The organism is Pseudomonas thivervalensis (assembly GCF_001269655.1).
Taxonomy (GTDB): domain Bacteria; phylum Pseudomonadota; class Gammaproteobacteria; order Pseudomonadales; family Pseudomonadaceae; genus Aquipseudomonas; species Aquipseudomonas thivervalensis.
Genome location: NZ_LHVE01000012.1, coordinates 198,320 through 224,441 on the forward strand (window position 1 = coordinate 198,320; position 26,122 = coordinate 224,441).

Sequence of the window (26,122 nt, forward strand, 5' to 3'; positions counted from 1 at the left end):
TCGTAGTTTTGCAAATCCCAGACAACAAAAAAGGGCCCACCTTTCGGTGAGCCCTTCTAGACCGCCCAGCAGAGCGGATTTTGTTTGGTAGGCGCGATTGGACTCGAACCAACGACCCCCACCATGTCAAGGTGGTGCTCTAACCAACTGAGCTACGTGCCTGCTGTGAGGCGGCATTCTACGGAATTCCGGAGGGGTGTCAACACCTTTTTTTCACCTAACCCTATGAATATGCAAAATATTTAATTTCCCCGCCGCAACGAAGAATCGGGGGTGGCTGGCGGCCGATTTTTATCTCGGGTAGGATCGTCGCATTCGTAAAAAATATAAAACAGAGGTTCCAGAATGACGAACACATCCTACCCAGCGTCCTATTACGCCGCATCGGCCAACCCGGTTCCGGCGCGCCCTGCCCTGCAGGACGACGTCGAGACTGATGTGTGCGTGATCGGTGCCGGCTACACCGGGCTGTCTTCTGCGCTGTTTTTGCTGGAGAACGGTTTCAAGGTCACCGTGCTTGAGGCGGCAAAGGTCGGCTTTGGGGCTTCGGGTCGCAACGGCGGGCAGATCGTTAACAGTTACAGCCGCGACATCGATGTGATCGAGCGCAGCGTTGGTCCGCAGCAGGCGCAGTTGCTGGGCAATATGGCGTTCGAGGGTGGGCGGATCATTCGCGAGCGGGTGGCGAAGTACCAGATTCAGTGTGATTTGAAGGACGGCGGTGTATTCGCCGCCCTCACCGCTAAACAGATGGGCCATCTGGAGTCGCAGAAGCGTTTATGGGAGCGTTTTGGTCACACCCAGTTGGAACTCCTGGATCAACGGCGTATTCGCGAGGTGGTGGCTTGCGATGAGTATGTGGGCGGCATGCTGGACATGAGCGGCGGGCATATTCATCCGCTCAACCTGGCGCTGGGCGAAGCGGCGGCGGTGGAGTCGCTGGGTGGGGTGATTTATGAGCAATCGCCCGCGGTGCGCATCGAGCGTGGCGCCAGTCCGGTTGTGCATACGCCGAAGGGCAAGGTCAGGGCCAAGTTCATTATCGTGGCGGGCAATGCCTACCTGGGCAATCTGGTGCCGGAGTTGGCGGCCAAATCGATGCCTTGCGGTACGCAGGTGATTGCCACCGAGCCGCTGAGCGATGAGTTGGCTCATAGCCTGCTGCCGCAGGATTATTGCGTGGAAGACTGTAACTACTTGCTCGACTACTACCGGCTGACGGGCGACAAGCGCCTGATCTTCGGTGGCGGCGTGGTATATGGCGCGAGGGATCCGGCGAACATCGAGGCGATCATTCGGCCGAAGATGCTCAAGGCGTTCCCGCAGCTCAAGGATGTGAAGATCGATTACGCCTGGACCGGAAATTTCCTGCTGACGCTGTCGCGTCTTCCGCAGGTCGGGCGGCTGGGGGATAACATTTATTATTCCCAGGGCTGCAGCGGCCATGGCGTGACGTATACGCACTTGGCGGGCAAGGTCCTGGCCGAGGCGCTGCGGGGTCAGGCTGAGCGTTTTGATGCGTTTGCCGACCTGCCCCACTACCCTTTCCCTGGTGGTCAGTTGTTGGGCACGCCGTTTGCGGCGATGGGGGCTTGGTATTACGGGTTGCGGGATAAATTGGGGTTCTGAGGCCACCTACAACAAGGGCTGCTACGCAGCCCTGCGGGAGCAAGCTCCCTCGCCACGGGGCTTGTTCCAATCTTTCAAATCCCGAAAACAAAAAACCCCGGTCTTTCGACCAGGGTCTTTGCTATCGACTAGAAGGAGCTTTGCAGCTTTCTTCTTAGCTTCAAGGCGTTCAATGGGCCTCGAAGCAGATATGGCGCAGCGGACGGGACTCGAACCCGCGACCCCCGGCGTGACAGGCCGGTATTCTAACCGACTGAACTACCGCTGCGTATCGCTATGGACTTGCGTCCAGTTAACTCGTCTGATCAACACCCTTGGGCCTTGATCTCGAACCAGGCGAACCTGCTTCGGAAAATATGGCGCAGCGGACGGGACTCGAACCCGCGACCCCCGGCGTGACAGGCCGGTATTCTAACCGACTGAACTACCGCTGCGCGTCGGTGGAGGCTTTTGACAGCTTCCGTCTTGCTTTCGCAAAACTCTCGTAAAACATGGTGGGTGATGACGGGATCGAACCGCCGACATTCTGCTTGTAAGGCAGACGCTCTCCCAGCTGAGCTAATCACCCTTTGCTTCGTTGAGGCCGCGAAATTTACGCAGGTACCGAAGCTAAGTCAATAGCAGGGTTGAAGTTTTTTCAAAACAGTTTCAAACGGCACCCGCAATCGCCCTCACTCATAAATCATTTTCTTGGTCATGCCGCCGTCCACCACGAACTCCTGCCCCGTGACAAAACCGGCATTGCGCGACAACAGCCACGCCACCATCGCCGCCACGTCCTCTACCGTCCCTACCCTGCCCGCAGGATGCTGGGCGTGATCGGCATCGGTCAGCGGCTGCGCGCGACGCTGGGACGGATCGCGCGCGTCGATCCAGCCGGGGCTGACGGCGTTGACCCGGATCTCTGGCCCGAGGCTGATTGCCAGGGCATGGGTCAGGGCCAGCAGGCCGCCCTTGCTCGCCGCATAGGCTTCGGTGTCGGGTTCCGATTGCGCGGCGCGGGTCGAGGCCAGGTTGACGATGGCGCCGTTGTGGGCGCGCAGATACGGTGCGCAATGCTTGGCCAGCAGCATCGGCCCACCCAGGTTTACCGCCAGGACCCGATTCCAATAAGCCAGGTCCAGGCTTTCCAGGGTGATGTTGTGCGGGTCAGCGATGGCCGCGTTGCACACCAGCGCGTCGAGCCGCCCGAACTGCCCGAGCACCTCGGCGATACCGGTGGCGACCTGCGCCTCGTCCGCCACGTCCATGGCGATGAACCAGGCATTGTCGCCCAGGCTCTTCGCCACCTTGGAACCACGCTCGCGGTCCAGGTCGGTCAGCACCACCTGCCAGCCTTCACAGATCAACCAAGCGGCAATGCCCAGGCCGATGCCCCGTGCGGCGCCCGTAACCAGTGCAACCCGGCCATGAGTGCCGCTCGGCGGCGTCGCCAGCTCGATCACAAGGCCGCCAACCCGCGGGCCAGGTCGGCTTGCAGGTCCGCGACATCTTCCAGGCCGACCGCGACGCGGATCAGGCTGTCACGAATACCCGCCGATTCACGCTCCTGGGGCGACAGACGACCGTGGGACGTGGTGCTCGGGTGAGTGATGGTGGTCTTGCTGTCGCCCAGGTTGGCGGTGATGGAAATCAATCGGGTCGCGTCGATGAAGCGCCAGGCGCCCTCCTTGCCCCCTTTGACCTCAAAGCTCACCACCGCACCGAAACCGCGTTGCTGACGCAAGGCCAATTCATGTTGTGGATGGCTCTTGAGGCCGGCGTAATGCACTTTCTCGATGCCGTCCTGCTGCTCCAGCCACTCGGCCAGGGCCTGGGCATTGGCGCAATGGGCTTTCATCCGCAGGCCGAGGGTTTCCAGGCCTTTGAGGAAGACCCAGGCGTTGAACGGGCTGAGGGTGGGACCTGCGGTACGCAGGAAACCCACCACTTCTTTCATCTGCTCGCCACGACCGGCCACGACGCCGCCCATGCAACGGCCCTGGCCGTCGATGAACTTGGTCGCCGAATGCACCACCATATCCGCACCCAGCTTCAGCGGTTGTTGCAGCGCCGGGGTGCAGAAGCAGTTGTCGACCACCAGCATGGCACCCTTGGCGTGGGCAATTTCCGCCAGTGCGGCGATGTCCACCAGTTCGGCCAGGGGGTTGGAAGGCGACTCGACGAACAGCAGCTTGGTATTGGCCTTGATCGCCGCATCCCAAGCGGACAGGTCCGCCAGAGGCACGTAATCGACTTCCACGCCGAAACGCTTGAAGTACTTTTCGAACAGACTGATGGTCGAACCGAAGACACTGCGTGACACCAGCACATGATCGCCGGCACTGCAAAAGCTCATCACCACAGCCATGATCGCGGCCATGCCGGTGGCAGTCGCCACGGCTTGCTCGGCACCTTCCAGGGCGGCGATGCGCTCCTCGAACGCGCGCACGGTCGGGTTGGTGTAGCGCGAGTAGACGTTGCCCGGCACCTCGCCAGCAAACCGCGCCGCCGCGTCGGCGGCCGTGCGGAACACGTAGCTGGAGGTAAAGAACATCGGCTCGCCATGTTCGGCTTCCGGTGTGCGGTGATGACCCGCGCGAACCGCCAGGGTATCGAACGCTACGCCTTCAAGGTCGCTGTCCAGCCGACCGGCATCCCAATCCTGACTCATGCTGCCACTCCTTAATCGGTTAAACGCAAACCGGCCCCTCGGGGCCGGTTGGTGACTCAGTTGTTGTACAGATCGATGATTGCACTGACCGCCTGGGTCTTGGCCTTGGAGGCATCGTTACGCGCGTTCTCGATCTTGTTCAAGTACGCGTCGTCGATGTCGCCGGTGACGTACTTGCCGTCGAATACCGCGCAATCGAACTGCTCGATCTTGATCTTGCCGCCGCCCACCGCTTCGATGAGGTCTGGCAGGTCCTGGTAGATCAACCAGTCGGCGCCGATCAGGTCGGCCACGTCCTGGGTGGTGCGGTTATGAGCGATCAGCTCATGGGCACTCGGCATGTCGATGCCGTAGACGTTCGGGTAGCGCACGGCCGGGGCCGCGGAACAGAAATACACGTTTTTGGCGCCAGCTTCACGGGCCATCTGGATGATCTGCTTGCAGGTGGTGCCACGAACGATGGAGTCATCCACCAGCATCACGTTCTTGCCGCGGAATTCCAGTTCGATGGCGTTGAGCTTCTGGCGTACGGATTTTTTCCGTGCGGCCTGGCCCGGCATGATGAAGGTCCGGCCGATGTAGCGGTTCTTCACGAAGCCTTCGCGGAACTTGACGCCCAGGTGGTTCGCCAGCTCCAGGGCCGCAGTGCGGCTGGTGTCCGGGATCGGGATGACCACGTCGATGTCGTGTTCCGGACGCTCGCGCAGGATCTTGTCGGCCAGCTTCTCGCCCATGCGCAGGCGCGCCTTGTAGACCGAGATACCGTCGATGATCGAGTCCGGACGCGCCAGGTAGACGTGTTCGAAGATGCACGGGGTCAGGGACGGGTTGGTGGCACACTGACGGGTGTGCAGCTTGCCGTCTTCAGTGATGTAGACCGCTTCGCCCGGGGCCAGGTCGCGAATCAGGGTGAAACCCAGCACGTCCAGGGACACGCTTTCCGAGGCGATCATGTATTCGACGCCTTCGTCGGTGTGACGCTGGCCGAACACGATCGGGCGGATGCCGTGGGGATCGCGGAAACCGACGATGCCGTAGCCGGTGATCATTGCCACCACCGCGTAGCCGCCGACGCAACGGTTGTGCACGTCGGTCACGGCGGCGAACACGTCTTCTTCGGTCGGCTGCAGCTTGCCGCGCTGGGCCAGCTCATGGGCGAACACGTTGAGCATCACTTCCGAGTCGGAACTGGTGTTGACGTGGCGCAAGTCAGATTCGTAGATCTCCTTGGCCAGTTGCTCGACGTTGGTCAGGTTGCCGTTGTGCGCCAGGGTGATGCCGTAAGGCGAGTTGACGTAGAACGGCTGGGCTTCAGCCGACGTCGAGCTGCCCGCGGTCGGGTAACGCACGTGGCCGATACCCATGTGACCGACCAGGCGCTGCATATGACGCTGGTGGAACACGTCACGCACCAGGCCGTTGTCCTTGCGCAGGAATAACCGGCCGTCATGGCTGGTCACGATACCGGCAGCGTCCTGGCCGCGGTGCTGGAGCACGGTTAGCGCGTCATACAGCGCCTGATTGACGTTCGACTTACCGACGATACCGACGATGCCACACATGCGACGCAACCCCTACTTAATGGATCTGAACTGAACACACTTACTGCGGCGTTTTGGCCGTCGGCAAGAGGTGTTCCTTGAACGGTATTTCAGCGGGTACGCTGATACCGCTGGCAAGCCACTGACTGCTCCAACCCAGGATCAGGTTTTTGGACCAGTCTGCGACCAATAGAAATTGTGGCACGAGCCGAGACTCCTGCCACCACGTATCCTGCTGTACTGGCCCCAGGCTCAAGAGCCCGACGGCCACGACCACCAGCAACGCGCCACGCGCCGCGCCGAAGGCCATGCCCAGGAACCGGTCCGTCCCGGAAAGCCCGGTGACGCGAATCAGTTCGCCAATCAGATAATTGATCATTGCGCCCACCAGCAAGGTGGCGATAAACAAGATGGCGCAGCCCGCGATCACGCGGGCCGAGGGAGTTTCGATGTATCCGGCGAGGTACTGGGACAGCGAACCACCAAACATCCAGGCTACGACCCCCGCGATGATCCAAGTCAGCAGCGAGAGGGCTTCCTTGACGAAGCCGCGGCTCAGACTGATCAATGCGGAGATGGCGACGATCGCAACGATCGCCCAGTCAACCCAGGTAAATGGCACGGTGCAGCCTACAGACGGATAAGGCGGCGCATTTTAGCAGAGCGCAGGGCTGTCGGTAAGCTGCGTGATTCAAATCAGCTAAATCGCCGTTAACCGCGCTCTGGCTGGAAGCGCACCACGAAACCCTTGAGGTTCTGCTGACGGCTGAGCAGGTCACGCAGGCGGTCGGCCTCGGCCCGCTCGATCAGCGGCCCGACAAACACCCGGTTCTTGCCATCGGCGGAACGGATATAGGCGTTGTAGCCCTGGCTGCGCAGGGTTTTCTGCAAGTTCTCGGCACTTTCGCGACTGGTCAGGCTGGCCAGTTGCACCGACCAGCTGACCGACAGGCCATTGGCATCCACACGACTCTGGGTAGTGTCCGGTTTGGCTGAAGCAGCGGTGATCGGCTGGCTCGGGGCCGGTTTGACCGCCGGTGCCGCCGGAACAGGCACGGGTGCGACAGCCGGTTTGCTCGGCGCGGCGGGAGCCGGCGTGGCAGGTGCAGGTGCAATTGGCGTGGAAGGCGCAGCAGGTTGCTCAGCCAGTTCCTCATCGCTGGGCACCGGTTCCTGAGGCAACGCCTGGGGCTCGGGCACAACCACCGGCTCGACCTGAACGGGCGGCACCGAAGGCGCCTGGGGCGCGGCCGGCGCGTCGACCGTGACCTGGCGTTGCTCGTCCTGACGGGAAAACAGCATCGGCAGGAAAACCACCGCCAGGGCCACCAACACCAGGGCCCCGACCATGCGCTGCTTGTACGCCTTATCCAGCAATGCCATCTGCAGCTTCCTCCGTGGAGCGCCGGGCCAGCCATTGAAGGGCCTCGGCAACACAAAAAAATGATCCGAACAGCAGGATTTCGTCATCGGCTGTCGCCAGCGCGCACTGCCCTTCCAGGGCAGCGGCCACACTCGCGTAGGCTTGCACTGAAGCACCATGACGCTGCAACGCATCCTGCAACCCAGCCGCCGTACGCGAGCGCGGCGAATCCAGCGGCGTCACCGCCCAATGCTGGACACTAGCACCCAACGCCTCGACAACGCCATCCAGATCCTTGTCGCCCAGCAGCCCGAACACCGCCAGGCGCTGCCCGACCACGGGCCGCCGAGCCAGACGTTCGGCCAGGTACTGCGCCGCATGGGGGTTATGGCCGACATCCAACAACAGGTTCAGGCGCTTGCCCTGCCAATCGAACTGACGGCGATCAAGGCGCCCGACCACGCGGGTCGCCTGCAACGCCTGGACGATTGGGCCGGCCTCCCAGGGCAAGCCCAGCAACAGGTAGGCCTGGAGCGCCAGTGCGGCGTTTTCCATCGGCAGGTCCAGCAGTGGCAGGTCGCGCAACTCCACCGGATTGCCCTGCAGGTCGCTGCCGCGCCATTGCCAATGCTGCTCGGTCATCGCCAGGTCGAAATCCCGCCCACGCAGGAAGAACGGGCAACTCAGCTCGCGCACCTTGTCCAGCAGTGGCTGGGGAGGATTGAGATCGCCACAGAGCGCAGGCGCGCCCTGGCGGAAGATGCCAGCCTTCTCGAAGGCCACGGATTCACGGGTATCGCCCAGGTAATCGGCATGGTCCACGCCAATGCTGGTGACCAGCGCAATGTCCGCGTCCACCAGATTGACCGTATCCAGCCGCCCGCCCAAGCCGACTTCCAGCACCACCGCGTCGAGACCGGCACGGGCAAACAACCAGAACGCCGCCAGGGTGCCCATCTCGAAGTACGTGAGGGTTGTATCGCCACGCCCGGCTTCCACTGCGGCAAAGGCTTCGCACAGCTGGGCGTCAGTCGCTTCGACGCCGTTCACCTGCACCCGCTCGTTGTAGCGCAGCAGGTGCGGCGAGCTGTAGACACCGACGCTCAGCCCTTGGGCCCGCAGCAGCGAGGCCACGAAGGCGCAGGTCGAACCCTTGCCATTGGTGCCGGTGACGGTGATGACCCGGGGCGCCGGCTTGGCCAGTCCCAAGCGGGACGCTACCGTTTGCGAGCGCTCCAGCCCCATGTCGATGGCCGATGGATGCAACTGCTCGAGGTAGGCAAGCCAGTCGCCCAGGGTGCGCTGGGTCATAGCCCGGCAGGCACTGGCGGAACCACGATCGGCTCGATCGGTGCGGCGACGAATTTAGGCGTCGGCAGACCCATCAGTTGCGCCAGCAGGTTGCCCAGGCGCGGACGCAGTTCCTGACGATGGATGATCATGTCGATGGCGCCGTGTTCCAGCAGGAACTCACTGCGCTGGAAGCCTTCCGGCAGTTTTTCACGCACGGTCTGCTCGATCACACGCGGACCGGCAAAACCGATCAGGGCTTTCGGCTCGCCGACAATCACGTCGCCCAGCATGGCCAGACTGGCGGAAACACCGCCGTAGACCGGGTCGGTCAGCACCGAGATGAACGGAATGCCTTCTTCACGCAGACGCGCCAGCACCGCGGAGGTCTTGGCCATTTGCATCAGGGAGATCAGTGCTTCCTGCATCCGCGCACCACCGGAAGCGGCGAAGCAGATCATCGGGCAACGGTTTTCCAGGGCATGGTTGGCGGCGCGAACGAAACGCTCGCCGACGATGGCGCCCATGGAGCCGCCCATGAAGGAGAATTCGAAAGCCGAGACCACCACCGGCATGCCCAGCAAGGTGCCGCTCATGGACACCAGGGCGTCTTTTTCACCGGTCTGCTTCTGGGCAGCGGTCAGGCGATCCTTGTATTTCTTGCCGTCGCGAAATTTCAGGCGATCCACGGGCTCCAGGTCGGCGCCCAGTTCCACGCGGCCTTCCGCGTCCAGGAAAATATCGATACGGGCACGCGCACCGATGCGCATGTGGTGGTTGCACTTGGGGCAAACATCCAGGGTCTTTTCCAGCTCCGGACGGTACAGCACCGCCTCGCAGGATGGACATTTGTGCCACAGACCTTCAGGCACCGAGCTTTTCTTCACCTCGGAACGCATGATCGAAGGGATCAGTTTGTCTACCAACCAGTTGCTCATGCTTTCTTTCTCCAGTACCGGCGGCCCGAACGCTCTGGTTCGCGGCCCCGCGTATGCCCTTGAGCTAAATTCATTGTGCGGCGAGGATCGAACGGCCACCACGGTCAGCGCGAAACATGACCTGCGTGCAGCCCAACCACCTCAGCCATCCCGGCAACCGCTGCACTGCGGTTGCCACTACGCTATCGGCCCACCCGGAGGCGGTGCCTGCCTGCTTTGTACAGTGCAGGTATGGACGGCGGCAGTCTGCCAGCCGTCACATTGACTACTGGCTGTTGCGAACAGCAGCCATGAACGCACGAATCTTTGCCGGGTCCTTGATGCCCTTGCCCTGCTCCACCCCGCCACTCACGTCCACCGCATAAGGGCGAACCTGGCGAATGGCTGCGGCGACGTTATCCGCCGTCAGACCACCGGCCAGGATGATCGGCTTGCTCAGGCCTTGTGGCACCAGCGCCCAATCGAACGCTTCGCCGGTACCGCCGGGCACGCCCTCCACATAGGTGTCCAGCAAGATGCCACTGGCACTGGCGAAGGCTTCGCAACCGGCGGCGATGTCGTCACCGGCCTTGACCCGCAACGCCTTGATGTACGGACGATGCCAGCCTTCGCAATCGGCCGGGGCTTCATCGCCATGGAACTGCAACAGGCCCAGTGGCACCGCATCGAGGATCTCGCCCAGTTCGCAACGGCTGGCATTGACGAACAACCCCACCGGGGTCACGAACGGCGGCAAGGCCTGGATGATCGCTCGCGCCTGCTGCACCGTCACCGCCCGTGGGCTCTTGGCGTAGAACACCAACCCGATGGCATCGGCCCCGGCCTCTACCGCCGCCAACGCGTCCTCGACGCGGGTGATTCCGCAAATCTTGCTGCGAACGACCGGCATGGTGGCTAAAACCTCAGGCAAATCCGTGAAAGTCCCGGATGGTAACAAATGCTGCGGAGGGCGTCAGCCGTCGAGTTCCGAGAAGCCAGTAAGGAAATGTGGCCCGATGTAACGCTCCGGCAGCTCGAATTCATCGCGATATTCGACCTGCACCAGGTACAAGCCAAACGGGTGCGCCGTGACGCCACCGGAACGGCGGATACGACTTTCCAGCACTTCCTTGATCCACTCCACCGGCCGCTCCCCGGCACCGATGGTCATCAGCACGCCGGCAATGTTGCGCACCATGTGATGCAGGAAGGCGCTGGCACGGATGTCGAGCACGATCATCTTGCCGTGACGGGTCACGCGCAGGTGATGCAGTTCCTTGATCGGCGACTTGGCCTGGCACTGGCCGGCACGGAAAGCGCTGAAATCGTGGACGCCGACCAGGTATTGCGCGGCCTCGGCCATGCGCTCGACATCCAGCGGACGGTGATTCCAGGTAATTTCTTCGTTCAGGTGCGCCGGACGGATCTGATCGTTGTAGATCACGTAGCGGTAACGCCGGGCGATGGCCTTGAAGCGCGCGTGGAAATGAGCGGGCATTACCTTGGCCCAGCTGACGCTGACGTCGTGGGGCAAGTTGATGTTGCCGCCCATGACCCAGGCCTTCATCGAACGCTCGACCTGGGTGTCGAAATGCACCACCTGGCCGCAGGCATGCACGCCGGCATCGGTACGGCCGGCGCAATGCAGCGACACGGGCGAGTCGGCGACTTTGGACAGCGCGTTTTCGAGGGTTTCCTGCACCGTCAATACACCGGACGCCTGGCGCTGCCAACCACGGTAGCGCGAGCCTTTGTATTCAACGCCCAAAGCGATCCGGAAAAAGCCGTCGGCCGCCATTTCGGCGGCCGGGTTGTCTATGTTTGCCAAGAAATTACAGCCTGCTGAAGTACGCAAAGGCGGGCATTATAAGGCCGGCGGGGCGGGATGCCAGTGCAACCGGTGGCCCTGTGGTGGAACGACTGGCCTCATCGCGAGCAAGCTCAGCTCCACAGGGGATCTCGGGTGCTCATGAATCCTGCGCCCACCGCATACCCTCTGTGGAAGCCGAGCTTGCTCGCGATGGCGACGGGCCGGCTTGCATGGATGTTGAATGTAGTCCCCACAAGCTCTTTCAGGCCAAGACAGCCGTTGTGGCGAGGGAGCTTGCTCCCGCTCGAGTGCGCAGCGCTCGCAAAGGTAGCCGGCACACCACAGGAGGTCTGCTTCTCAGCCCAGCGGGAGCAAGCTCCCTCGCCACAAGGGCAGCATGAATGACTTGCAAACAAAAACGGCAGCCTCACCGGCTGCCGTCGTTGTTTATCCAATCACCTCACGCCAAGCGCGACAACATTTCCTGCGCTTCGCTCTTCTGGGTGGCGTCGCCTTCGCTGAGGACTTCGCCGAGGATGTCGCGGGCGCCGTCGTTGTCGCCCATGTCGATGTAGGCCTGGGCCAAATCGAGCTTGGTCGCCACTTCATCGGTGCCGCTAAGGAAGTCGAAGTCCGGCTCGTCTTCAGCGCCCACCAGGGCATCTTCGGCGGTGAACGTCGGCTGGCCCAGGCTGTCGGACAAGCGATCCAGCTCGGCGTTGACATCGTCCAGTTCGGACTCGAAGGCGTCCTTGGGCTGGTCGGGGGCATCCATCTCGTCGGCGAGAGACAGATCGAAATCCGCTGGCAGCTCGAGATCATCCGCCGGCGTATCGTCCAAGGCCGGCGTTTGAGCCGCAGGCAACTCCAGGCCCTTGAGGTCGTCGTCCAGATCCAGCAGGAAGTCTTCATCGTCGAGCGCAGGGATCGGGGTCGGCGCATCGGCGCCCAGGTCCAGATCGAATTCCGACAAGTCGTCGAGGCTTTCGTTGGCCTCAGTCTGCTGCTTGAGCACCGACTCGAAACTCAGGTCGTCGTCTTCCGGGAACGCGTCCAGCTCGGCGACAGGCTCAGGGGCCGGTGCGACCGGGGTTTCCATATCATCCAGACTCAGGTCGAAGGCGCTGTCCAGCTCCTCGTCGGTCGGCGACTTGTCTTCCAGCAGGTCCTTGACGTACTGCGCGTCCAGCTCAGCAGCGACCGTCGCGGCGGCCAGGCCAGCGGTGGTGGCGACGACCATGGCCGGGAAACGGCTTTTCAGCTGTTCGACCTGGGCGAAGTTGTCACCATTGGCCACCAACTGGCGCTCCTGGGCGACAAAGGCGTCACGGTCGCCTTGCTGACCGTAGACTTCCATCAGCTTCAGGCGCAGGTCGCTGCGCTGGGGTTCGGCCTTGATGCCCTGCTCGAGCAGGTCGGCAGCCTGGTTCAAGCGGCCGCGGTCCATATGGGACTGGGCCTGGGGCAGCACGTCGTCGGAGCGCTCGGCGGCCGGCGCCACCAATGGCGCGGCGATAGGCGGCGTGACCACCACAGGCGCGACCACCGGGGCCGGCTTGGGGGCTGGCGCAGGAGCCGGCGCAGGTTTTGGCTCGAGTTTTACGCTAGGCGGTGGAACCTCAATGCCCTCGAAGCTGCTCGGGGGCAGATCGAGCTCCGGGGAGAAGTCAGCCTCCTCCTCGAGGGCTCGGGCCATGCGCAGGTGTTTTTCCGCTTCCTGCTGGGCCTTGCGGCGACGGGCGAGCAACAACAGCAGCAACAGCAGGAGCAGCGCGCCGCCGCCAATCAAGCCCAGCAGGATCGGATTGGTCAGCAGGTCATTGTACTTTTGCTCGTTGGACGCGGCAGGCGTCGGCTCGACCGGTGCGGCAGGCGGAGTCGCTTCCGGGGCCGGCACGGGCGCAGCCGTCGGGGCCTGCGCCGCTGGCGCAGGCGTCAGCTCGGCGGACATCGCCGGAGGCGCCTCGCCCACAGGCGGAACGGCGGCACCTTCGGCCTGCATCTTGGCCAGTTGATTGTTCTTCAGCTCGATCAGGCGCTGCAGTTTGTCCAGTTGGCTCTGCAGATCCGCCATGCGGCTTTTCAGTTCTTCGTTATCCCGGCGCGCCGAATCGAGGCTTTCCTGGGTGACTGCAAGCTTGTTGGAGAGCGCCTGGGCATCGCCGGCAGCGCCCTTGCCGCCCGCCTTCGCCGCATCGGCCGACACCAGGCTCAAGTTGTCGCGACCGGCCGCCTGGGCCGGCGCGCCTTCACCACGGCCACGCTTGGTGGCATCCAACTGCTGCTTGCCGGCACCCGCCACGCCACGCCGTCCCGAACGCCAGGCGGCGTTCTGCGCCGCCACTTCGGCGATGGCCTGGGGTTGCGGCAATGCCGTGCTTTGCACCGGATCCGGCAGGCGCAGCACCTGGCCGGTCTTGAGCAGGTTGATGTTGCCGTTGATGAACGCGTTCGGGTTCAACGCCTGGATCGCCAGCATGGTTTGCTGGACCGACCCACCGTTGCGAACCTTGGCGGCGATTTCCCACAGGGTATCGCGCGGCGTGGTGGTGTACTGGGAAGGCTTGGTGGCCCCGGTAACCGGCGTGGACACGACCTGGGGCGGTTTTGCCCGGGCGGCATCGGCGGCCTGTGGCGAAAATTTGGAAGGATCAAGCAACACGCTATAGTCGCGCAGCAGGCGGCCGTTGGGCCACATTACCTGCACCAGGAACTTGACCATGGGTTCGGACAGCGGCCGGCTGGACGTGACCCGCAGGACACTCTTGCCGTTGGCGTTGATCACCGGGGTGAAGCTCAGGTCATTGAGAAAGGCCTGGCGATCGACCCCGGCCTTGGCGAAATCGTCGGGCGAGGCCAGGCTCGGCACGACTTCGGCGGCGGTCAGTTGCTGGACGTCGAGCAGCTCGATCTCGGCGACCAGGGGCTGGTTCGGCGTCGACTTCAGGGTCAATTCCCCCAGCCCGAGCGCTTGCGCCATACCGGAGGACAGCGCCGAGGCGGCCGCTATTGCTAACACCAGTTTGCGAACTTGAACCATAGCCTCTTCCTTTGTATGAACATTCCTCGGCCAGCGAGAAGGTATTGATGCCGCTGCCGTAAGGCATTGCGCGCAGCCCCCAAGGACGGTGTGCGCGATCATTTCACTCATGCCCCGGGAAAGTCCCCCAGAGGGATGTTCGCCTTCAGCATTCCGACCAAGCATAGCGCCCAGCTAGAATCATTCGACAAATTGACGCCAAGTATCTTTTACAGCAAGTCTTTTATCAACAACTCAGCCACCTGCACCGCATTGAGCGCCGCGCCCTTGCGCACGTTATCTGACGTCAGCCACATATTTAGTTCAGCCGGATCGTCGATCCCACCGCGTACCCGACCAACGTAGACCACATCCTGCCCCACTGCATCACCCACCGCAGTCGGGTAATCGCCCGCCTCCACCAGCTCGATACCGGGCGCCGCTTCCAGGGCCGCGTTGACCTTGGCCAGGTCGACGGCATTGGCAGACTGCACGGTCACGCTAAAGCTATCGCCAAAAAACACCGGGGCTTGAATGCAAGTGACGGAAATCTTTAACAAAGGTTGATCCAGCACCTGGCGCAACTCACGGACCAGGCGCTTTTCCAGGGACGTATGGCCCTGCTCGTCCGGGGCGCCGACCTGGGCCAGCAGATTGAACGCCATCTGCCGGTCAAAGAACTTCGGCTCCAGTGGACGGGCGTTGAGTAGCTCGGCGGTCTGGCGCGCCAGCTCGCTCACGGCCACGCGGCCCTGGGCCGATACCGCAAGGCTGGCGGTCAGGCTGATGCGCTGCAGATCCAGGCATTCACGCAGCGGTGCGAGCACGACCGCCAAGGCCGTGGCCGATGCGCTGGGGCTGCTGACCTGCAACGGTTTGCCCAGGCCAACCAGGACCTGGGCGTTGGCTTCCGGCACGATCTGCGGCGCCTGCTCGGGCGGCAAGGCGCCGGACAAGTCGATCAACGCACAGCCGGCCGCCGTGGCCCGCGGGGCGAAACTCAGGGTCACCGCCGGGCCGGCGGCGAAGAACACCAGTTGGACTTTGCTGAAATCGAATTCGTCGACCTCACGCACCCGCACGTTTTTGCTGCGAAACATCACCGAGCTGCCTGCCGATTCGCTGCTGGCCAGCAGGTGCAGGTTGCCGACCGGGAAGTCCCGCTCTTCGAGAATCTGGACGAGGGTTTCGCCGACAGTGCCGGTGGCGCCGATCACGGCAATATCAAAGGACTGGCTCATGGGTCTACCTCAGGTAAAACGTGGGGAGCGGCACTTTACCGGGTGGTTGGCGGGCAAGCAATTGAACACAGGAGAACCTGTGGCGAGGGAGCTTGCTCCCGCTCGGTTACGCAGCAACCGCTAGCGCTTTGGGGCCGCTTCGCAGCCCAGCGGGAGCAAGCTCCCTCGCCACGGAAAACTCACCAAACCGACATAAAAAAACCCGCACCTCTCACAAGGCACGGGTTCTTTCACAGCCGCAATCGATCAACGCTCGAGCAGGATCCGCAGCATGCGGCGCAGCGGTTCGGCCGCGCCCCACAGCAGTTGGTCGCCGACGGTGAAGGCACCGACGAATTGCGAACCCATGTTCAGTTTGCGCAGACGGCCCACCGGTACATTCAGGGTGCCGGTGACCTTGGTCGGACTCAGCTCCTGCATACTGGTTTCGCGGTTGTTTGGCACCAGCTTGACCCAAGGGTTGTGCTGGCTGATCAGGCCTTCGATGTCGGCGATCGGCACGTCTTTGTTCAGCTTGATGGTCAGCGCCTGGCTGTGGCAACGCATGGCGCCGATGCGCACGCAGATGCCGTCCACCGGGATCGGGCTCTTGAAGCGACCCAGGATCTTGTTGGTTTCGGCCTGGGCTTTCCACTCTTCACGGCTCTGGCCGTTGGGCAGTTCCTTGTCGATCCAAGGGATCAGGCTGCCGGCCAGCGGCACGCCGAAATTCTCGGTCGGGTAGGCATCGCTGCGCATCGCTTCGGCGACCTTGCGGTCGATGTCCAGAATGGCACTGGCCGGGTTCGCCAGTTCATCGGCCACGGCGCCGTGGGTCACGCCCATTTGCTTGATCAGCTCGCGCATGTGCTGCGCGCCACCGCCGGAAGCCGCCTGGTAGGTCATCGCGCTCATCCACTCCACCAGACCGGCTTCGAACAGGCCGCCCAGGCCCATCAGCATCAGGCTGACGGTGCAGTTGCCGCCGATGTAGTTCTTGGTGCCCGCATCCAGCTGCTGGTCGATGACCTTGCGGTTGACCGGGTCGAGGATGATCACCGCATCGTCCTGCATGCGCAGGCTGGAAGCGGCGTCGATCCAGTAACCCTGCCAGCCGGCTTCACGCAGCTTGGGGAACACTTCGCTGGTGTAGTCGCCGCCCTGGCAGGTCAGGATCACGTCGAGGGTCTTGAGCTCTTCGATGCTGTAGGCATCCTTGAGCACACCGGTGTCCTTGCCCACGGACGGGCCCTGGCCACCAACGTTGGAGGTGGTGAAAAACACCGGCTCAATGAGATCGAAATCCTGCTCTTCCAGCATTCGCTGCATGAGCACGGAACCGACCATGCCGCGCCAACCGATCAGACCTACACGTTTCATCGCAACTACACCTATACAAAAGTGGGCCACCGTCGAAGCGGTGGGCCCGAAAGATTACAGATTCCGCAGCGCCGCGACTACTGCATCGCCCATTTGCTGCGTACCGACTTTGGTACAACCTTGCGACCAGATATCACCGGTGCGCAAGCCTTGGTCCAAGACCACGCTGACGGCTTTTTCGATCGCGTCGGCGGCATCGTTCAAGTTGAAGCTGTAACGCAGCATCATCGACACCGACAGGATGGTCGCCAATGGGTTGGCAATGCCCTGCCCGGCGATGTCCGGCGCCGAACCGTGGCACGGCTCGTACATGCCCTTGTTGTTGGCGTCCAGGGAGGCCGACGGCAGCATGCCGATGGAACCGGTGAGCATCGACGCTTCGTCGGACAGGATGTCGCCGAACATGTTGTCGGTGACGATCACGTCGAACTGCTTCGGCGCGCGTACCAGTTGCATGGCGGCGTTGTCGACGTACATGTGGCTCAGCTCGACGTCCGGATAATCCTTGGCCACCTGCTCGACCACTTCACGCCACAGTTGGCTGGAGGCCAGCACGTTGGCCTTGTCCACCGAGCACAGCTTCTTGCCACGCACGCGGGCCATGTCGAAGCCAACCCGGGCGATACGGCGGATTTCGCTTTCGCTGTACGGCAGGGTGTCATAGGCCTGGCGCTCGCCATTCTCCAGCTCACGGGTGCCACGCGGGGCGCCGAAGTAGATGCCGCCGGTCAGCTCACGCACGATGAGGATGTCCAGGCCCGAGACGATTTCCGGCTTCAGGCTCGACGCATCGGCCAGTTGCGGGTAAAGGATCGCCGGACGCAGGTTGCCGAACAGGCCCAGTTGCGCGCGAATCTTCAGCAGGCCGCGCTCAGGGCGGATGTCGCGTTCGATCTTGTCCCATTTCGGCCCGCCGACGGCGCCCAGCAGCACGGCATCGGCTGCGCGGGCACGGTCCAGGGTTTCATCGGCCAGAGGCACGCCGTGCTTGTCGATGGCCGCGCCGCCGATCACGTCGTGGCTGAGTTCGAAACCCAGGCCGTACTTGTCGTTCGCCAGTTCCAGGACCTTGACCGCTTCGGCCATGATTTCCGGGCCAATGCCATCACCTGGGAGAATCAGAATCTGCTTGCTCATGCTTTCCTCGTTTGCTCTGTCGACACGGGCCCGGGCTTCGTACCCAAGGCCGGGCCGGGAAAAATGCTATCGCTCGGCCCACAGCACCAGTACATCTGTACTGAACGAACCATCGGCCTCAATCTCAAAATATTCACGCACTTCGTCGCCCATCGATCGCTGTAGCTGGAGAATCGCCGCACGCATCACCTCGGGCGTGCGCATGCGTTCGACCCAGGAGCGGTACTCCAGGCGCAGGCGCTGACGCGAGGTGCTGCGGGTGTGCAGCCCCGCTTCGCTGACCTGGCGCAACCATTCATCGGCCGAATAATCGCGCACATGGCTGGTGTCGCGCAGCACTTCGATGCTTTGCAGGTAGGTGTCCAGCAACGGCATGCCCGGCGACAGGATGTCGATGAACGCCATCACCCCGCCCGGCTTGAGCACCCGCCGTACTTCCCGCAGCGCCAGGCCGAGGTCGCTCCAATGATGCGCCGAATAACGGCTGAACACGAAGTCGAACTCAGCGTCGGCGAACGGCAGGCGCTCGGCGGCGCCACGGACCGTGCTGATATTGCCCAGGCCACGCTCGGCCGCTGCTGCGGTCACAACATCCAACATCTGTTGGGACAGATCGTAGGCCACCACTTCACCGGCCAGTGGCGCCACATGGAAACTCACATGGCCAGCGCCGCAACCCAGGTCCAGCACACGGGCATCGCCACGACCGGCCAACGCCGCCTGTAGCAGCGCGAACTCGGCGCCCTGGGCGTGCACGGCACTGCTCAGGTAGGCCGAGGCCTGTTCACCGAATTGCTTTTGTACGACTTGGCTGTGGGCGGTGCTGGTCATGGGGACTTCCTTTTTGGGTCTAGCTTTGTATTGCCAGTGCCGCCGTCTTCGCGAGCAAGCCCGCTCCCACACTGGATTAGCGGCGTTCACAAAACCCCTTGTGGGAGCGGGCTTGCTCGCGAAGAGGCCAGCACTGACTGCATCAATTTCCGGTCAATCAAGCATCGCGAAACAACCAAGGCTGGCTCGCCCGATGCTTGGCCTCGAACGCGGCAATCGCCTCGCCGTCCTGCAAGGTCAGGCCGATGTCATCCAGGCCATTGAGCAGGCAATGCTTGCGGAACGCGTCGATCTCGAAACCCAGCACCTTGCCGTCGGGACGGGTCACGGTCTGGGCCGCCAGGTCGATCTGCAATTGATAGCCCGGGTTGGCCTCGACCTGCTGGAACAACTCATCCACATCTGCATCGCTGAGGATGATCGGCAGCAAGCCGTTCTTGAAGCTGTTGTTGAAGAAGATGTCGGCGTAGCTCGGCGCGATGATGCTGCGGAAACCGTATTCCTCCAGCGCCCATGGCGCGTGCTCGCGACTCGAACCGCAGCCGAAATTCTCCCGGGCCAGCAACACGCTGGCGCCCTGGTAACGCTCGGCATTGAGCACGAAATCCTTGTTCAACGGCCGCTTGGAGTTGTCCTGGTACGGCTGGCCGACATCCAGGTAGCGCCATTCGTCGAACAGGTTCGGGCCGAAACCGGTGCGCTTGATGGACTTCAAGAACTGCTTGGGAATGATCTGGTCGGTGTCGACGTTGGCACGATCCAAAGGCGCGACAAGACCGGTGTGCTGGGTAAAAGCTTTCATGCTGCGCTCCTTCAGATCAATTCGCGGACGTCGACGAAACGGCCGTTGACAGCCGCGGCCGCGGCCATGGCCGGGCTCACCAGGTGCGTACGGCCACCGGCGCCCTGACGGCCTTCGAAGTTACGGTTGGAGGTGGAGGCACAATGCTCGCCCGACTCCAAGCGGTCCGGGTTCATCGCCAGGCACATCGAGCACCCTGGCTCACGCCATTCGAAACCGGCTTCGAGGAAAATCTTGTCCAGCCCTTCCGCTTCCGCCTGGGCCTTCACCAGGCCCGAGCCCGGCACCACGATGGCCTGCTTGATGGTCGAAGCAACCTTGCGACCCTTGGCGATCACTGCAGCGGCGCGCAGGTCTTCGATCCGCGAGTTGGTGCAAGAGCCGATGAACACGCGGTCGAGCTGAATGTCGGTGATCGCCTGGTTGGCGCTCAAGCCCATGTACTTCAAGGCGCGGACGATGGAGTCGCGCTTGACCAGGTCCATTTCCTTGGCCGGATCCGGCACGTTCTGGTCCACCGCCAAAACCATTTCCGGCGAAGTGCCCCAGCTCACTTGCGGCTTGATCTGCGTCGCGTCGAGCTCGACCACGGTGTCGAATTTGGCATCGGCATCGGAAACCAGGTCTTTCCAGGCTTCGACCGCCATGTCCCATTCCGCGCCTTTTGGCGAGAACGGACGGCCCTTGACGTATTCCACGGTTTTTTCATCGGCGGCCACCAGGCCAACGCGGGCACCGGCCTCGATGGACATGTTGCAAATGGTCATGCGGCCTTCGACGGACAAGTCGCGGATCGCACTGCCGGCGAACTCGATGGCATGGCCGTTACCGCCGGCGGTGCCGATCTTGCCGATCACGGCCAGGACGATGTCCTTGGCGGTCACGCCGAACGGCAACTTGCCTTCGACGCGCACCAGCATGTTTTTCATTTTCTTGGCGACCAGGCACTGGGTGGCGAGCACATGCTCCACCTCGGACGTGCCGATGCCATGGGCCAGGGCGCCGAAAGCACCGTGGGTCGAGGTGTGCGAGTCGCCGCAGACCACGGTCATGCCCGGCAAGGTCGCGCCCTGCTCCGGGCCAATGACATGGACGATGCCCTGGCGCACATCATTCATCTTGAATTCGACGATGCCGTATTCGTCACAGTTATCGTCGAGGGTCTGGACCTGCAGGCGCGAAACCTGGTCGGCAATCGCCTCGATGCCGCCCTTGCGCTCCGGCGTGGTCGGTACGTTGTGGTCCGGGGTCGCGATGTTGGCATCGATGCGCCACGGCTTGCGCCCGGCCAGGCGCAGGCCTTCGAAGGCTTGCGGCGACGTCACTTCGTGAATGATGTGACGGTCGATGTAGATCAGCGCCGAGCCATCGTCGCGCTGCTTGACCAAATGCGAATCCCAGAGCTTGTCGTAGAGCGTTTTGCCGGCCATCAGACGGTTTCCTCATCAGCTTGTTTCTATGCCCCGGGCCTTGAACGAATCAATAACCCCTTGGCTTGTGAGGCTGATCCTATGGGGTTACATTAAATAACTCAAATTCATATTTTTCATGCTTTGCATAACCAACTGGAATCCAACTGGAACCGCCATGGACCTCGCCAACCTCAATGCTTTTATTGCCATCGCCGAGACGGGCAGTTTCTCCGGCGCCGGCGAACGCCTGCACCTGACCCAGCCGGCCATCAGCAAGCGCATTGCCGGTCTCGAGCAGCAACTCAAGGTGCGCCTGTTCGACCGCCTGGGCCGTGAAGTGGGCCTGACCGAGGCCGGCCGGGCCCTGTTGCCGCGGGCTTATCAGATCCTCAACGTACTCGACGACACCCGCCGCGCCCTGACCAACCTGACCGGCGAAGTAACCGGGCGCCTGACCCTCGCCACCAGCCACCACATCGGCCTGCACCGCCTGCCACCTTTATTGAGGGAGTTCACCCGGCGCTATCCCCAGGTGGCGCTGGATATCCAGTTCCTGGATTCGGAAGTGGCCTACGAAGAAATCCTCCATGGCCGGGCGGAACTGGCCGTCATCACCCTCGCCCCCGAACCCCACGCGCTGGTACGGGCCACGCCGGTGTGGGACGACCCCCTGGATTTCGTGGTGGCCCCGGAGCATGCCTTGCTGGAAAACAGCGCAGTGAGCCTGGCGGACATTGCCCTGCATCCGGCGGTGTTCCCGGGGGGCAACACCTTTACCCATCACATCGTGCAACGGCTGTTCGAGGCCCAGGGCCTGACGCCGAACATCGCCATGAGCACGAATTATCTGGAAACCATAAAGATGATGGTCTCCATCGGCCTGGCCTGGAGCGTTCTGCCGCGCACCATGCTCGATGAACAGGTCGCGCGCATTCCTTTGCCGGGCATACAGCTCAGTCGCCAGCTAGGCTATATCTTGCACACCGAACGGACGCTATCGAACGCCGCACGGGCTTTCATGGCCTTACTGGACGCACAAATCGATTTGCCAGGGACAATGGCATAGGTTGTGCCGCGCCTGTAGGGCCTTGGATGCTTGTGCTTTATGCCCACACCCGCTCAAGGCTCGCTAGAAAAATGCCCAAACCCGCTGACCATCTCCCGCCCTTGCCGCGCATCCAGGCGCTCGACCCGAAGCGGTCCGAGCAAAGCTGGGACAGCGCGCCACAGTTGCTGGCCGCCCTGAACGGTGCGCGGCTGGGCGCCTGGTCGTGGGACATCGACAGCGGCCAGATCAGTTGGTCCCGCGGCACCCAGGCGCTGTTCGGCTTCGACCCGCGCCAGCCGTTGCCGGCGGACGTGGACTACCTCGACCTGCTTCTGCCCGAAGACCGGGCCAGGGCCGTGCGCGCCTTTCACGCGGCAGTGGCCGGGGCACCGCTGGAACAGGCCATGCACCACCGCATCGTCTGGCCCGACGGCAGCCTGCATTGGCTGGAAATCAGTGGCAGCGTACTGCCCGACAAACACGGCCGGCCGCGCATGATCGGAGTGATTCGCGAAATCACCCATCAGCGCGAGCGGGAACAGGCCCTGCGCAGCTCGGAAAAACGCTTCGCCACGCTTTTTCATCTGTGCCCGAACATGGTGCTGCTGACCCGCCAGGAAGACGGCCTGATCAGCGAGGCCAACCAGTACTTCGAAAGCCTGTTCGGCTGGCCGGTGCATGACGTGATCGGCCGCACCACCCTGGAGCTGGGCTTGTGGGTTGACCCCAGGCAACGGGCGAAACTGGTGGAGGCGACCAAGGCCAAGGGCGAACTGATCAGCATGGAGGTGGAATTCCGGGCCAGCAACGGCCAGATCCATAACGGCATTCTCAGTGCGCAGAAAGTCGAACTCGAAGGCCAGCCGTACCTGCTGAGCACGTTCCTCGACACCACCGAACGCAAACTCGCCGAACAGGCCCTCAAGGACAGCCAGGAACGCCTGGACCTGGCCCTCGACTCGGCGCAACTGGGCACCTGGGACTGGCACATCCCCAGCGGCATGCTCTACGGCTCGGCCCGGGCCGCGCAGCTCCATGGCCTGGAACCCAAGCCGTTCCATGAATCGTTCGATGCGTTTTTCGAAGGGGTGCCCACAGAAGAACGCAACAACATGCGCAACGCGTATCGCAGCCTGCGGGAAGGTCCGGCGGGCAACTACCAGTTGACCTACCGCGTGCAACTGCCGGACGGCAGCTCGCGCTACCTGGAAAGCCGCGCCCGGCTCTACCGCAACGACGACGGCAGCCCCTTGCGCATGGCCGGGACCTTGCTGGACATCACCGACCAGGTGGAGCGCGAACAGAGCCTGGCCGCCTCGGAGGAAAAATTCGCCACGCTGTTCCAGGTCAGTCCCGACCCGATCTGCGTCACCCACCAGGACAGCGGCCGGTTCCTCGAGATCAACTCCAGCTTCACCCAGACCTTCGGCTGGACGGCCAGCGACGTGATCGGCCTCAGTGCCGACGAAATCGGCCTCTGGGATGCCTCGGGCAGCAGCTTGCAACGCATCGAACGGGTGATCCGCGAACAATCGCTGAACAATGTCGCCATCGTCGTTCACCACAAGAATGGGCAGCCGCTGACCTGTGTGATCTCCAGCCGGCAAATCAACGTCGGCAACCAGCCTTGCATCGTCACCACCTTGCGCGACATCACCCAGCAACAACGCTCGGAAGCCGCCCTCAAGGCCAGCGAAGAGAAATTCGCCAAGGCCTTTCATTCCAGCCCCGACGCCATCACCATCACCGAGCTCGAAAGCGGTCGCTACCTGGAAGTCAACGATGGCTTCTGTCGGTTGACCGGCTACCGCGCCGACGAAGTGATCGGGCACACGGTCTACGAAGTGGGCATCTGGGCCGAAGAAAAACAGCGCGCCGCCCTGTTGGCCGAACTGCAGCTCAAGGGCCGCGTCGTCCACCAGGAAATGCTCGGGCGCAATAAACGCGGGGAAATCCTCACGGTAGAGGTCTCGGTCGAACCCATCACCCTCAATGAAACCGCGTGCCTGCTGCTGACCGCCCGGGATGTGAGCCTGCTGCGCAATGCCGAAGCCCAGATCCGCCACCTGGCCTATCACGATTCGCTGACCAATCTGCCCAACCGGGCCTTACTGATGGACCGGTTGAGCCAGCAGATCGCCCTGCTCAAGCGCCACAACTTGCGTGGCGCCCTGCTGTTTCTCGACCTGGACCACTTCAAGCACATCAACGACTCCCTCGGTCACCCAGTGGGCGACACCGTGCTGAAAATCATCACCGCGCGCCTGGAAGCCAGCGTGCGTCTGGAAGACACCGTCGCGCGCCTGGGCGGCGACGAGTTCGTGGTGCTGCTCAGTGGCCTGGAAGGCTCGCGCAACGAAGTCAGCAAGCAAGTGCAGAGCCTGGCCGACACCTTGCGTGAACTGCTCTCTGAACCGATGTTTCTCGATGGTCAACGCTTGCAAGTCACGCCGAGCATCGGCATCGCGTTGATCCCCGACCATGGCTCCACGCCCACCGATTTGCTCAAGCGCGCCGACATCGCGCTGTACCGCGCCAAGGACTCGGGACGCAACACCTCGCAGATGTTTCACACCACCATGCAAAAAGCCGCCAGCGAACGGCTGCGCATGGAAACCGACCTGCGCCAGGCCCTGGCCCGTGGCGAGTTCAGCGTGCACTTCCAGCCTCAGGTCGATGCCCGGGACAATCGCATCATCGGCGCCGAAGCCCTGGTGCGCTGGCACCACCCGGACCTCGGCGCCCAATCGCCCAACGAATTCATCAAAGTGCTGGAAGACAGTGGCCTGATCCTCGAAGTCGGGACCTGGATCCTCGATGAGGCCTGCGACGGCTTCAAGCAACTGATCGCCAAGGGCAAGATCGACCCACAGCGGTTCAGCCTGTGCGTGAACATCAGCCCACGGCAATTCCGCCAGAGCGACTTCGTCGAACGCATCGAAAACAGCCTGGCCACCCACGGCCTGCCTTGCTCGCTGCTGAAACTGGAGATCACCGAGGGCATCGTGATCCAGAACCTGGACGACACCATCGCCAAGATGCGCCGGCTCAAGAAACTGGGGGTCAGTTTCGCCATGGACGATTTCGGCACCGGTTATTCGTCACTGACCTACCTCAAGCGCCTGCCGGTGGACACACTGAAAATCGACCAGTCATTCGTGCGCGACGCCACCAGCGACCCCAACGACGCCGAAATCATCCGCGCCATCGTCGCCATGGCCCGCAGCCTCAACCTGGTGATGATTGCCGAAGGGGTGGAGACCCTGGAGCAATTGCAGTTCCTGCAAGGGCTCGATTGCCATTTGTACCAGGGTTACCTGCACAGCCGGCCGTTGCCCCTGGAGGCGTTTGAGCGGTTGTTGCCCTAGCCTGTGCAGCCAGGCAGGCAGGAGGCTTTTGTGGCGAGGGAGCTTGCTCCCGCTGGGCCGCGCAGCGGCCCCCAAAAGAGAAGATTCTCCTCAGACCAGCATGACACACCGAGTTGACTGGTTTCAGGGCCGCTTCGCGCCCAGCGGGAGCAAGCTCCCTCGCCACATTTGGTCTTCCACGCCCCCCTCCAAAAAACGAAGAAGGGCGCCATTGGGCGCCCTTCTTCAGTTGCGATGCATCAGTTTTGCAGGGCGGGTTGCTGCTGCGCACCGTTGATCGGGATGCGCTTAGCTTTCGCCTCTTCCGGAACCACTCGCAACAGGTCGATGCTCAACAGACCGTTGCGCAGGCCAGCGGACTTGATCTCGATATGGTCCGCCAACCGGAAGGACAGCTTGAACGCACGCTGGGCAATGCCCTGGTGCAGGAAGGTGACGCTGTCGTTGCTGGCTTCACGCTTGCCGCCACTGATGGTCAGCACACCTTTTTCCACTTGCAGGTCCAGGTCTTCTTCCTGGAACCCGGCGGCGGCGACCACGATGCGGTATTCGTCATCACCATGTTTTTCCACGTTGTAGGGTGGATAACTGCTGCCTGGTTCGTTGCGCAGGGCGGTTTCGAACAAATCGTTGAAACGGTCGAAGCCTACCGAGGAACGGAACAGAGGGGCCAGCGAAAATGCAGTACTCATGATTCAAATC

20 protein-coding genes and 4 tRNA genes are annotated in these 26,122 nt (G+C 62.5%); 3 read left to right on the plus strand and 21 right to left on the minus strand.

The window, feature by feature from the left end:
- Window positions 1–85: 85 nt before the first annotated feature.
- A tRNA-Val gene (locus AD659_RS17280) sits at window positions 86–162 on the minus strand.
- A 183-nt stretch (window positions 163–345) separates the two neighbouring features.
- Here AD659_RS17280 and AD659_RS17285 point away from each other — a divergent pair.
- Entirely contained in the window at window positions 346–1,629 is a 1,284-nt protein-coding gene (locus AD659_RS17285; RefSeq protein ID WP_053123446.1) for an NAD(P)/FAD-dependent oxidoreductase, read from the plus strand.
- 191 nt (window positions 1,630–1,820) lie between these two features.
- Here the strand turns inward: AD659_RS17285 and AD659_RS17290 are convergent.
- The 19 genes from AD659_RS17290 to leuC all read right to left on the minus strand — a co-directional run bounded on the left by AD659_RS17290 (window position 1,821) and on the right by leuC (window position 21,022).
- A tRNA-Asp gene (locus tag AD659_RS17290) sits at window positions 1,821–1,897 on the minus strand.
- 89 nt (window positions 1,898–1,986) lie between these two features.
- Window positions 1,987–2,063, minus strand: a tRNA-Asp gene (locus AD659_RS17295).
- 58 nt (window positions 2,064–2,121) lie between these two features.
- Window positions 2,122–2,197 (minus strand) — tRNA-Val (locus AD659_RS17300).
- A 103-nt stretch (window positions 2,198–2,300) separates the two neighbouring features.
- Window positions 2,301–3,074, minus strand: a complete 774-nt coding sequence (locus AD659_RS17305) for an SDR family oxidoreductase (protein ID WP_053123448.1) — start codon at window positions 3,072–3,074, stop codon at window positions 2,301–2,303.
- Window positions 3,071–4,282, minus strand: coding sequence for an O-succinylhomoserine sulfhydrylase (locus AD659_RS17310; RefSeq protein WP_053123450.1), 1,212 nt, complete (start codon window positions 4,280–4,282; stop codon window positions 3,071–3,073). The genes AD659_RS17305 and AD659_RS17310 overlap by 4 nt, the downstream gene beginning before the upstream one ends.
- Before the next feature lie 56 nt (window positions 4,283–4,338).
- Window positions 4,339–5,844 carry an amidophosphoribosyltransferase gene (gene purF, locus AD659_RS17315; protein WP_053123453.1) on the minus strand — a complete coding sequence of 502 codons (1,506 nt, stop codon included), beginning with the start codon at window positions 5,842–5,844 and terminating at the stop codon, window positions 4,339–4,341.
- Between the two features lie 40 nt (window positions 5,845–5,884).
- The gene (locus AD659_RS17320) at window positions 5,885–6,445 is read right to left on the minus strand and encodes a CvpA family protein (RefSeq protein WP_030142022.1); all 561 of its coding nucleotides are present in this window, start codon (window positions 6,443–6,445) and stop codon (window positions 5,885–5,887) included.
- Window positions 6,446–6,534: 89 nt separating this feature from the next.
- Window positions 6,535–7,206: an SPOR domain-containing protein gene (locus AD659_RS17325; protein ID WP_053123455.1), complete on the minus strand. Its 672-nt coding sequence runs from the start codon at window positions 7,204–7,206 to the stop codon at window positions 6,535–6,537.
- Window positions 7,190–8,497, minus strand: coding sequence for a bifunctional tetrahydrofolate synthase/dihydrofolate synthase (folC, locus tag AD659_RS17330; protein WP_053123457.1), 1,308 nt, complete (start codon window positions 8,495–8,497; stop codon window positions 7,190–7,192). Before folC ends, AD659_RS17325 begins: the two co-directional genes overlap by 17 nt.
- Entirely contained in the window at window positions 8,494–9,414 is a 921-nt protein-coding gene (gene accD / locus AD659_RS17335) for an acetyl-CoA carboxylase, carboxyltransferase subunit beta (protein ID WP_003179765.1), read from the minus strand. The genes folC and accD overlap by 4 nt, the downstream gene beginning before the upstream one ends.
- Window positions 9,415–9,679: 265 nt before the next feature.
- The gene (locus tag AD659_RS17340) at window positions 9,680–10,303 is read right to left on the minus strand and encodes a phosphoribosylanthranilate isomerase (RefSeq protein WP_053123459.1); all 624 of its coding nucleotides are present in this window, start codon (window positions 10,301–10,303) and stop codon (window positions 9,680–9,682) included.
- Window positions 10,304–10,366: 63 nt separating this feature from the next.
- Window positions 10,367–11,191, minus strand: coding sequence for a tRNA pseudouridine(38-40) synthase TruA (truA, locus tag AD659_RS17345; protein WP_053123613.1), 825 nt, complete (start codon window positions 11,189–11,191; stop codon window positions 10,367–10,369).
- A gap of 472 nt (window positions 11,192–11,663) precedes the next feature.
- Window positions 11,664–14,243 (minus strand): FimV/HubP family polar landmark protein, encoded by a 2,580-nt coding sequence (locus tag AD659_RS17350; protein WP_053123461.1) that lies wholly within the window; start codon window positions 14,241–14,243, stop codon window positions 11,664–11,666.
- Between the two features lie 209 nt (window positions 14,244–14,452).
- Complete coding sequence (locus tag AD659_RS17355) at window positions 14,453–15,463, minus strand: aspartate-semialdehyde dehydrogenase (RefSeq protein ID WP_053123463.1); 1,011 nt, start codon at window positions 15,461–15,463, stop codon at window positions 14,453–14,455.
- 246 nt (window positions 15,464–15,709) lie between these two features.
- Window positions 15,710–16,822 (minus strand): aspartate-semialdehyde dehydrogenase, encoded by a 1,113-nt coding sequence (asd, locus tag AD659_RS17360; RefSeq protein WP_053123466.1) that lies wholly within the window; start codon window positions 16,820–16,822, stop codon window positions 15,710–15,712.
- Window positions 16,823–16,876: 54 nt separating this feature from the next.
- The gene (leuB, locus tag AD659_RS17365; RefSeq protein ID WP_053123468.1) at window positions 16,877–17,959 is read right to left on the minus strand and encodes a 3-isopropylmalate dehydrogenase; all 1,083 of its coding nucleotides are present in this window, start codon (window positions 17,957–17,959) and stop codon (window positions 16,877–16,879) included.
- Between the two features lie 66 nt (window positions 17,960–18,025).
- Window positions 18,026–18,790: a class I SAM-dependent methyltransferase gene (locus AD659_RS17370; protein WP_053123470.1), complete on the minus strand. Its 765-nt coding sequence runs from the start codon at window positions 18,788–18,790 to the stop codon at window positions 18,026–18,028.
- Window positions 18,791–18,947: 157 nt separating this feature from the next.
- Window positions 18,948–19,592, minus strand: coding sequence for a 3-isopropylmalate dehydratase small subunit (gene leuD, locus AD659_RS17375; RefSeq protein ID WP_003203864.1), 645 nt, complete (start codon window positions 19,590–19,592; stop codon window positions 18,948–18,950).
- 11 nt (window positions 19,593–19,603) lie between these two features.
- Window positions 19,604–21,022 carry a 3-isopropylmalate dehydratase large subunit gene (gene leuC / locus AD659_RS17380; RefSeq protein WP_003203866.1) on the minus strand — a complete coding sequence of 473 codons (1,419 nt, stop codon included), beginning with the start codon at window positions 21,020–21,022 and terminating at the stop codon, window positions 19,604–19,606.
- A 157-nt stretch (window positions 21,023–21,179) separates the two neighbouring features.
- Here leuC and AD659_RS17385 point away from each other — a divergent pair, with 157 nt between their 5' ends.
- On the plus strand, window positions 21,180–22,070 hold the full coding sequence (locus tag AD659_RS17385) for a LysR family transcriptional regulator (protein ID WP_053123472.1): 891 nt from the start codon (window positions 21,180–21,182) through the stop codon (window positions 22,068–22,070).
- Window positions 22,071–22,141: 71 nt separating this feature from the next.
- Window positions 22,142–25,420 carry a PAS domain S-box protein gene (locus tag AD659_RS17390; protein WP_053123474.1) on the plus strand — a complete coding sequence of 1,093 codons (3,279 nt, stop codon included), beginning with the start codon at window positions 22,142–22,144 and terminating at the stop codon, window positions 25,418–25,420.
- A 239-nt stretch (window positions 25,421–25,659) separates the two neighbouring features.
- Here AD659_RS17390 and AD659_RS17395 read toward each other — a convergent pair whose 3' ends face one another.
- Window positions 25,660–26,112 (minus strand): Hsp20 family protein, encoded by a 453-nt coding sequence (locus AD659_RS17395; RefSeq protein WP_053123476.1) that lies wholly within the window; start codon window positions 26,110–26,112, stop codon window positions 25,660–25,662.
- Window positions 26,113–26,122: the final 10 nt, after the last annotated feature.

Excerpts from the sequence above, each read along its gene's own strand:
- truA (WP_053123613.1), bottom strand. The coding sequence starts at position 11,191 with ATGGCGGCCGACGGCTTTTTCCGGATCGCTTTGGGCGTTGAATACAAA.
- AD659_RS17355 (WP_053123463.1), bottom strand. The coding sequence starts at position 15,463 with ATGAGCCAGTCCTTTGATATTGCCGTGATCGGCGCCACCGGCACTGTC.
- leuD (WP_003203864.1), bottom strand. The coding sequence starts at position 19,592 with ATGAAAGCTTTTACCCAGCACACCGGTCTTGTCGCGCCTTTGGATCGT.
- purF (WP_053123453.1), bottom strand. The coding sequence starts at position 5,844 with ATGTGTGGCATCGTCGGTATCGTCGGTAAGTCGAACGTCAATCAGGCG.
- AD659_RS17340 (WP_053123459.1), bottom strand. The coding sequence starts at position 10,303 with ATGCCGGTCGTTCGCAGCAAGATTTGCGGAATCACCCGCGTCGAGGAC.
- AD659_RS17385 (WP_053123472.1), top strand. The coding sequence starts at position 21,180 with ATGGACCTCGCCAACCTCAATGCTTTTATTGCCATCGCCGAGACGGGC.
- leuB (WP_053123468.1), bottom strand. The coding sequence starts at position 17,959 with ATGAGCAAGCAGATTCTGATTCTCCCAGGTGATGGCATTGGCCCGGAA.
- leuC (WP_003203866.1), bottom strand. The coding sequence starts at position 21,022 with ATGGCCGGCAAAACGCTCTACGACAAGCTCTGGGATTCGCATTTGGTC.
- accD (WP_003179765.1), bottom strand. The coding sequence starts at position 9,414 with ATGAGCAACTGGTTGGTAGACAAACTGATCCCTTCGATCATGCGTTCC.
- AD659_RS17325 (WP_053123455.1), bottom strand. The coding sequence starts at position 7,206 with ATGGCATTGCTGGATAAGGCGTACAAGCAGCGCATGGTCGGGGCCCTG.
- asd (WP_053123466.1), bottom strand. The coding sequence starts at position 16,822 with ATGAAACGTGTAGGTCTGATCGGTTGGCGCGGCATGGTCGGTTCCGTG.
- AD659_RS17350 (WP_053123461.1), bottom strand. The coding sequence starts at position 14,243 with ATGGTTCAAGTTCGCAAACTGGTGTTAGCAATAGCGGCCGCCTCGGCG.
- AD659_RS17310 (WP_053123450.1), bottom strand. The coding sequence starts at position 4,282 with ATGAGTCAGGATTGGGATGCCGGTCGGCTGGACAGCGACCTTGAAGGC.
- AD659_RS17395 (WP_053123476.1), bottom strand. The coding sequence starts at position 26,112 with ATGAGTACTGCATTTTCGCTGGCCCCTCTGTTCCGTTCCTCGGTAGGC.
- AD659_RS17285 (WP_053123446.1), top strand. The coding sequence starts at position 346 with ATGACGAACACATCCTACCCAGCGTCCTATTACGCCGCATCGGCCAAC.
- AD659_RS17370 (WP_053123470.1), bottom strand. The coding sequence starts at position 18,790 with ATGACCAGCACCGCCCACAGCCAAGTCGTACAAAAGCAATTCGGTGAA.
- folC (WP_053123457.1), bottom strand. The coding sequence starts at position 8,497 with ATGACCCAGCGCACCCTGGGCGACTGGCTTGCCTACCTCGAGCAGTTG.
- AD659_RS17390 (WP_053123474.1), top strand. The coding sequence starts at position 22,142 with ATGCCCAAACCCGCTGACCATCTCCCGCCCTTGCCGCGCATCCAGGCG.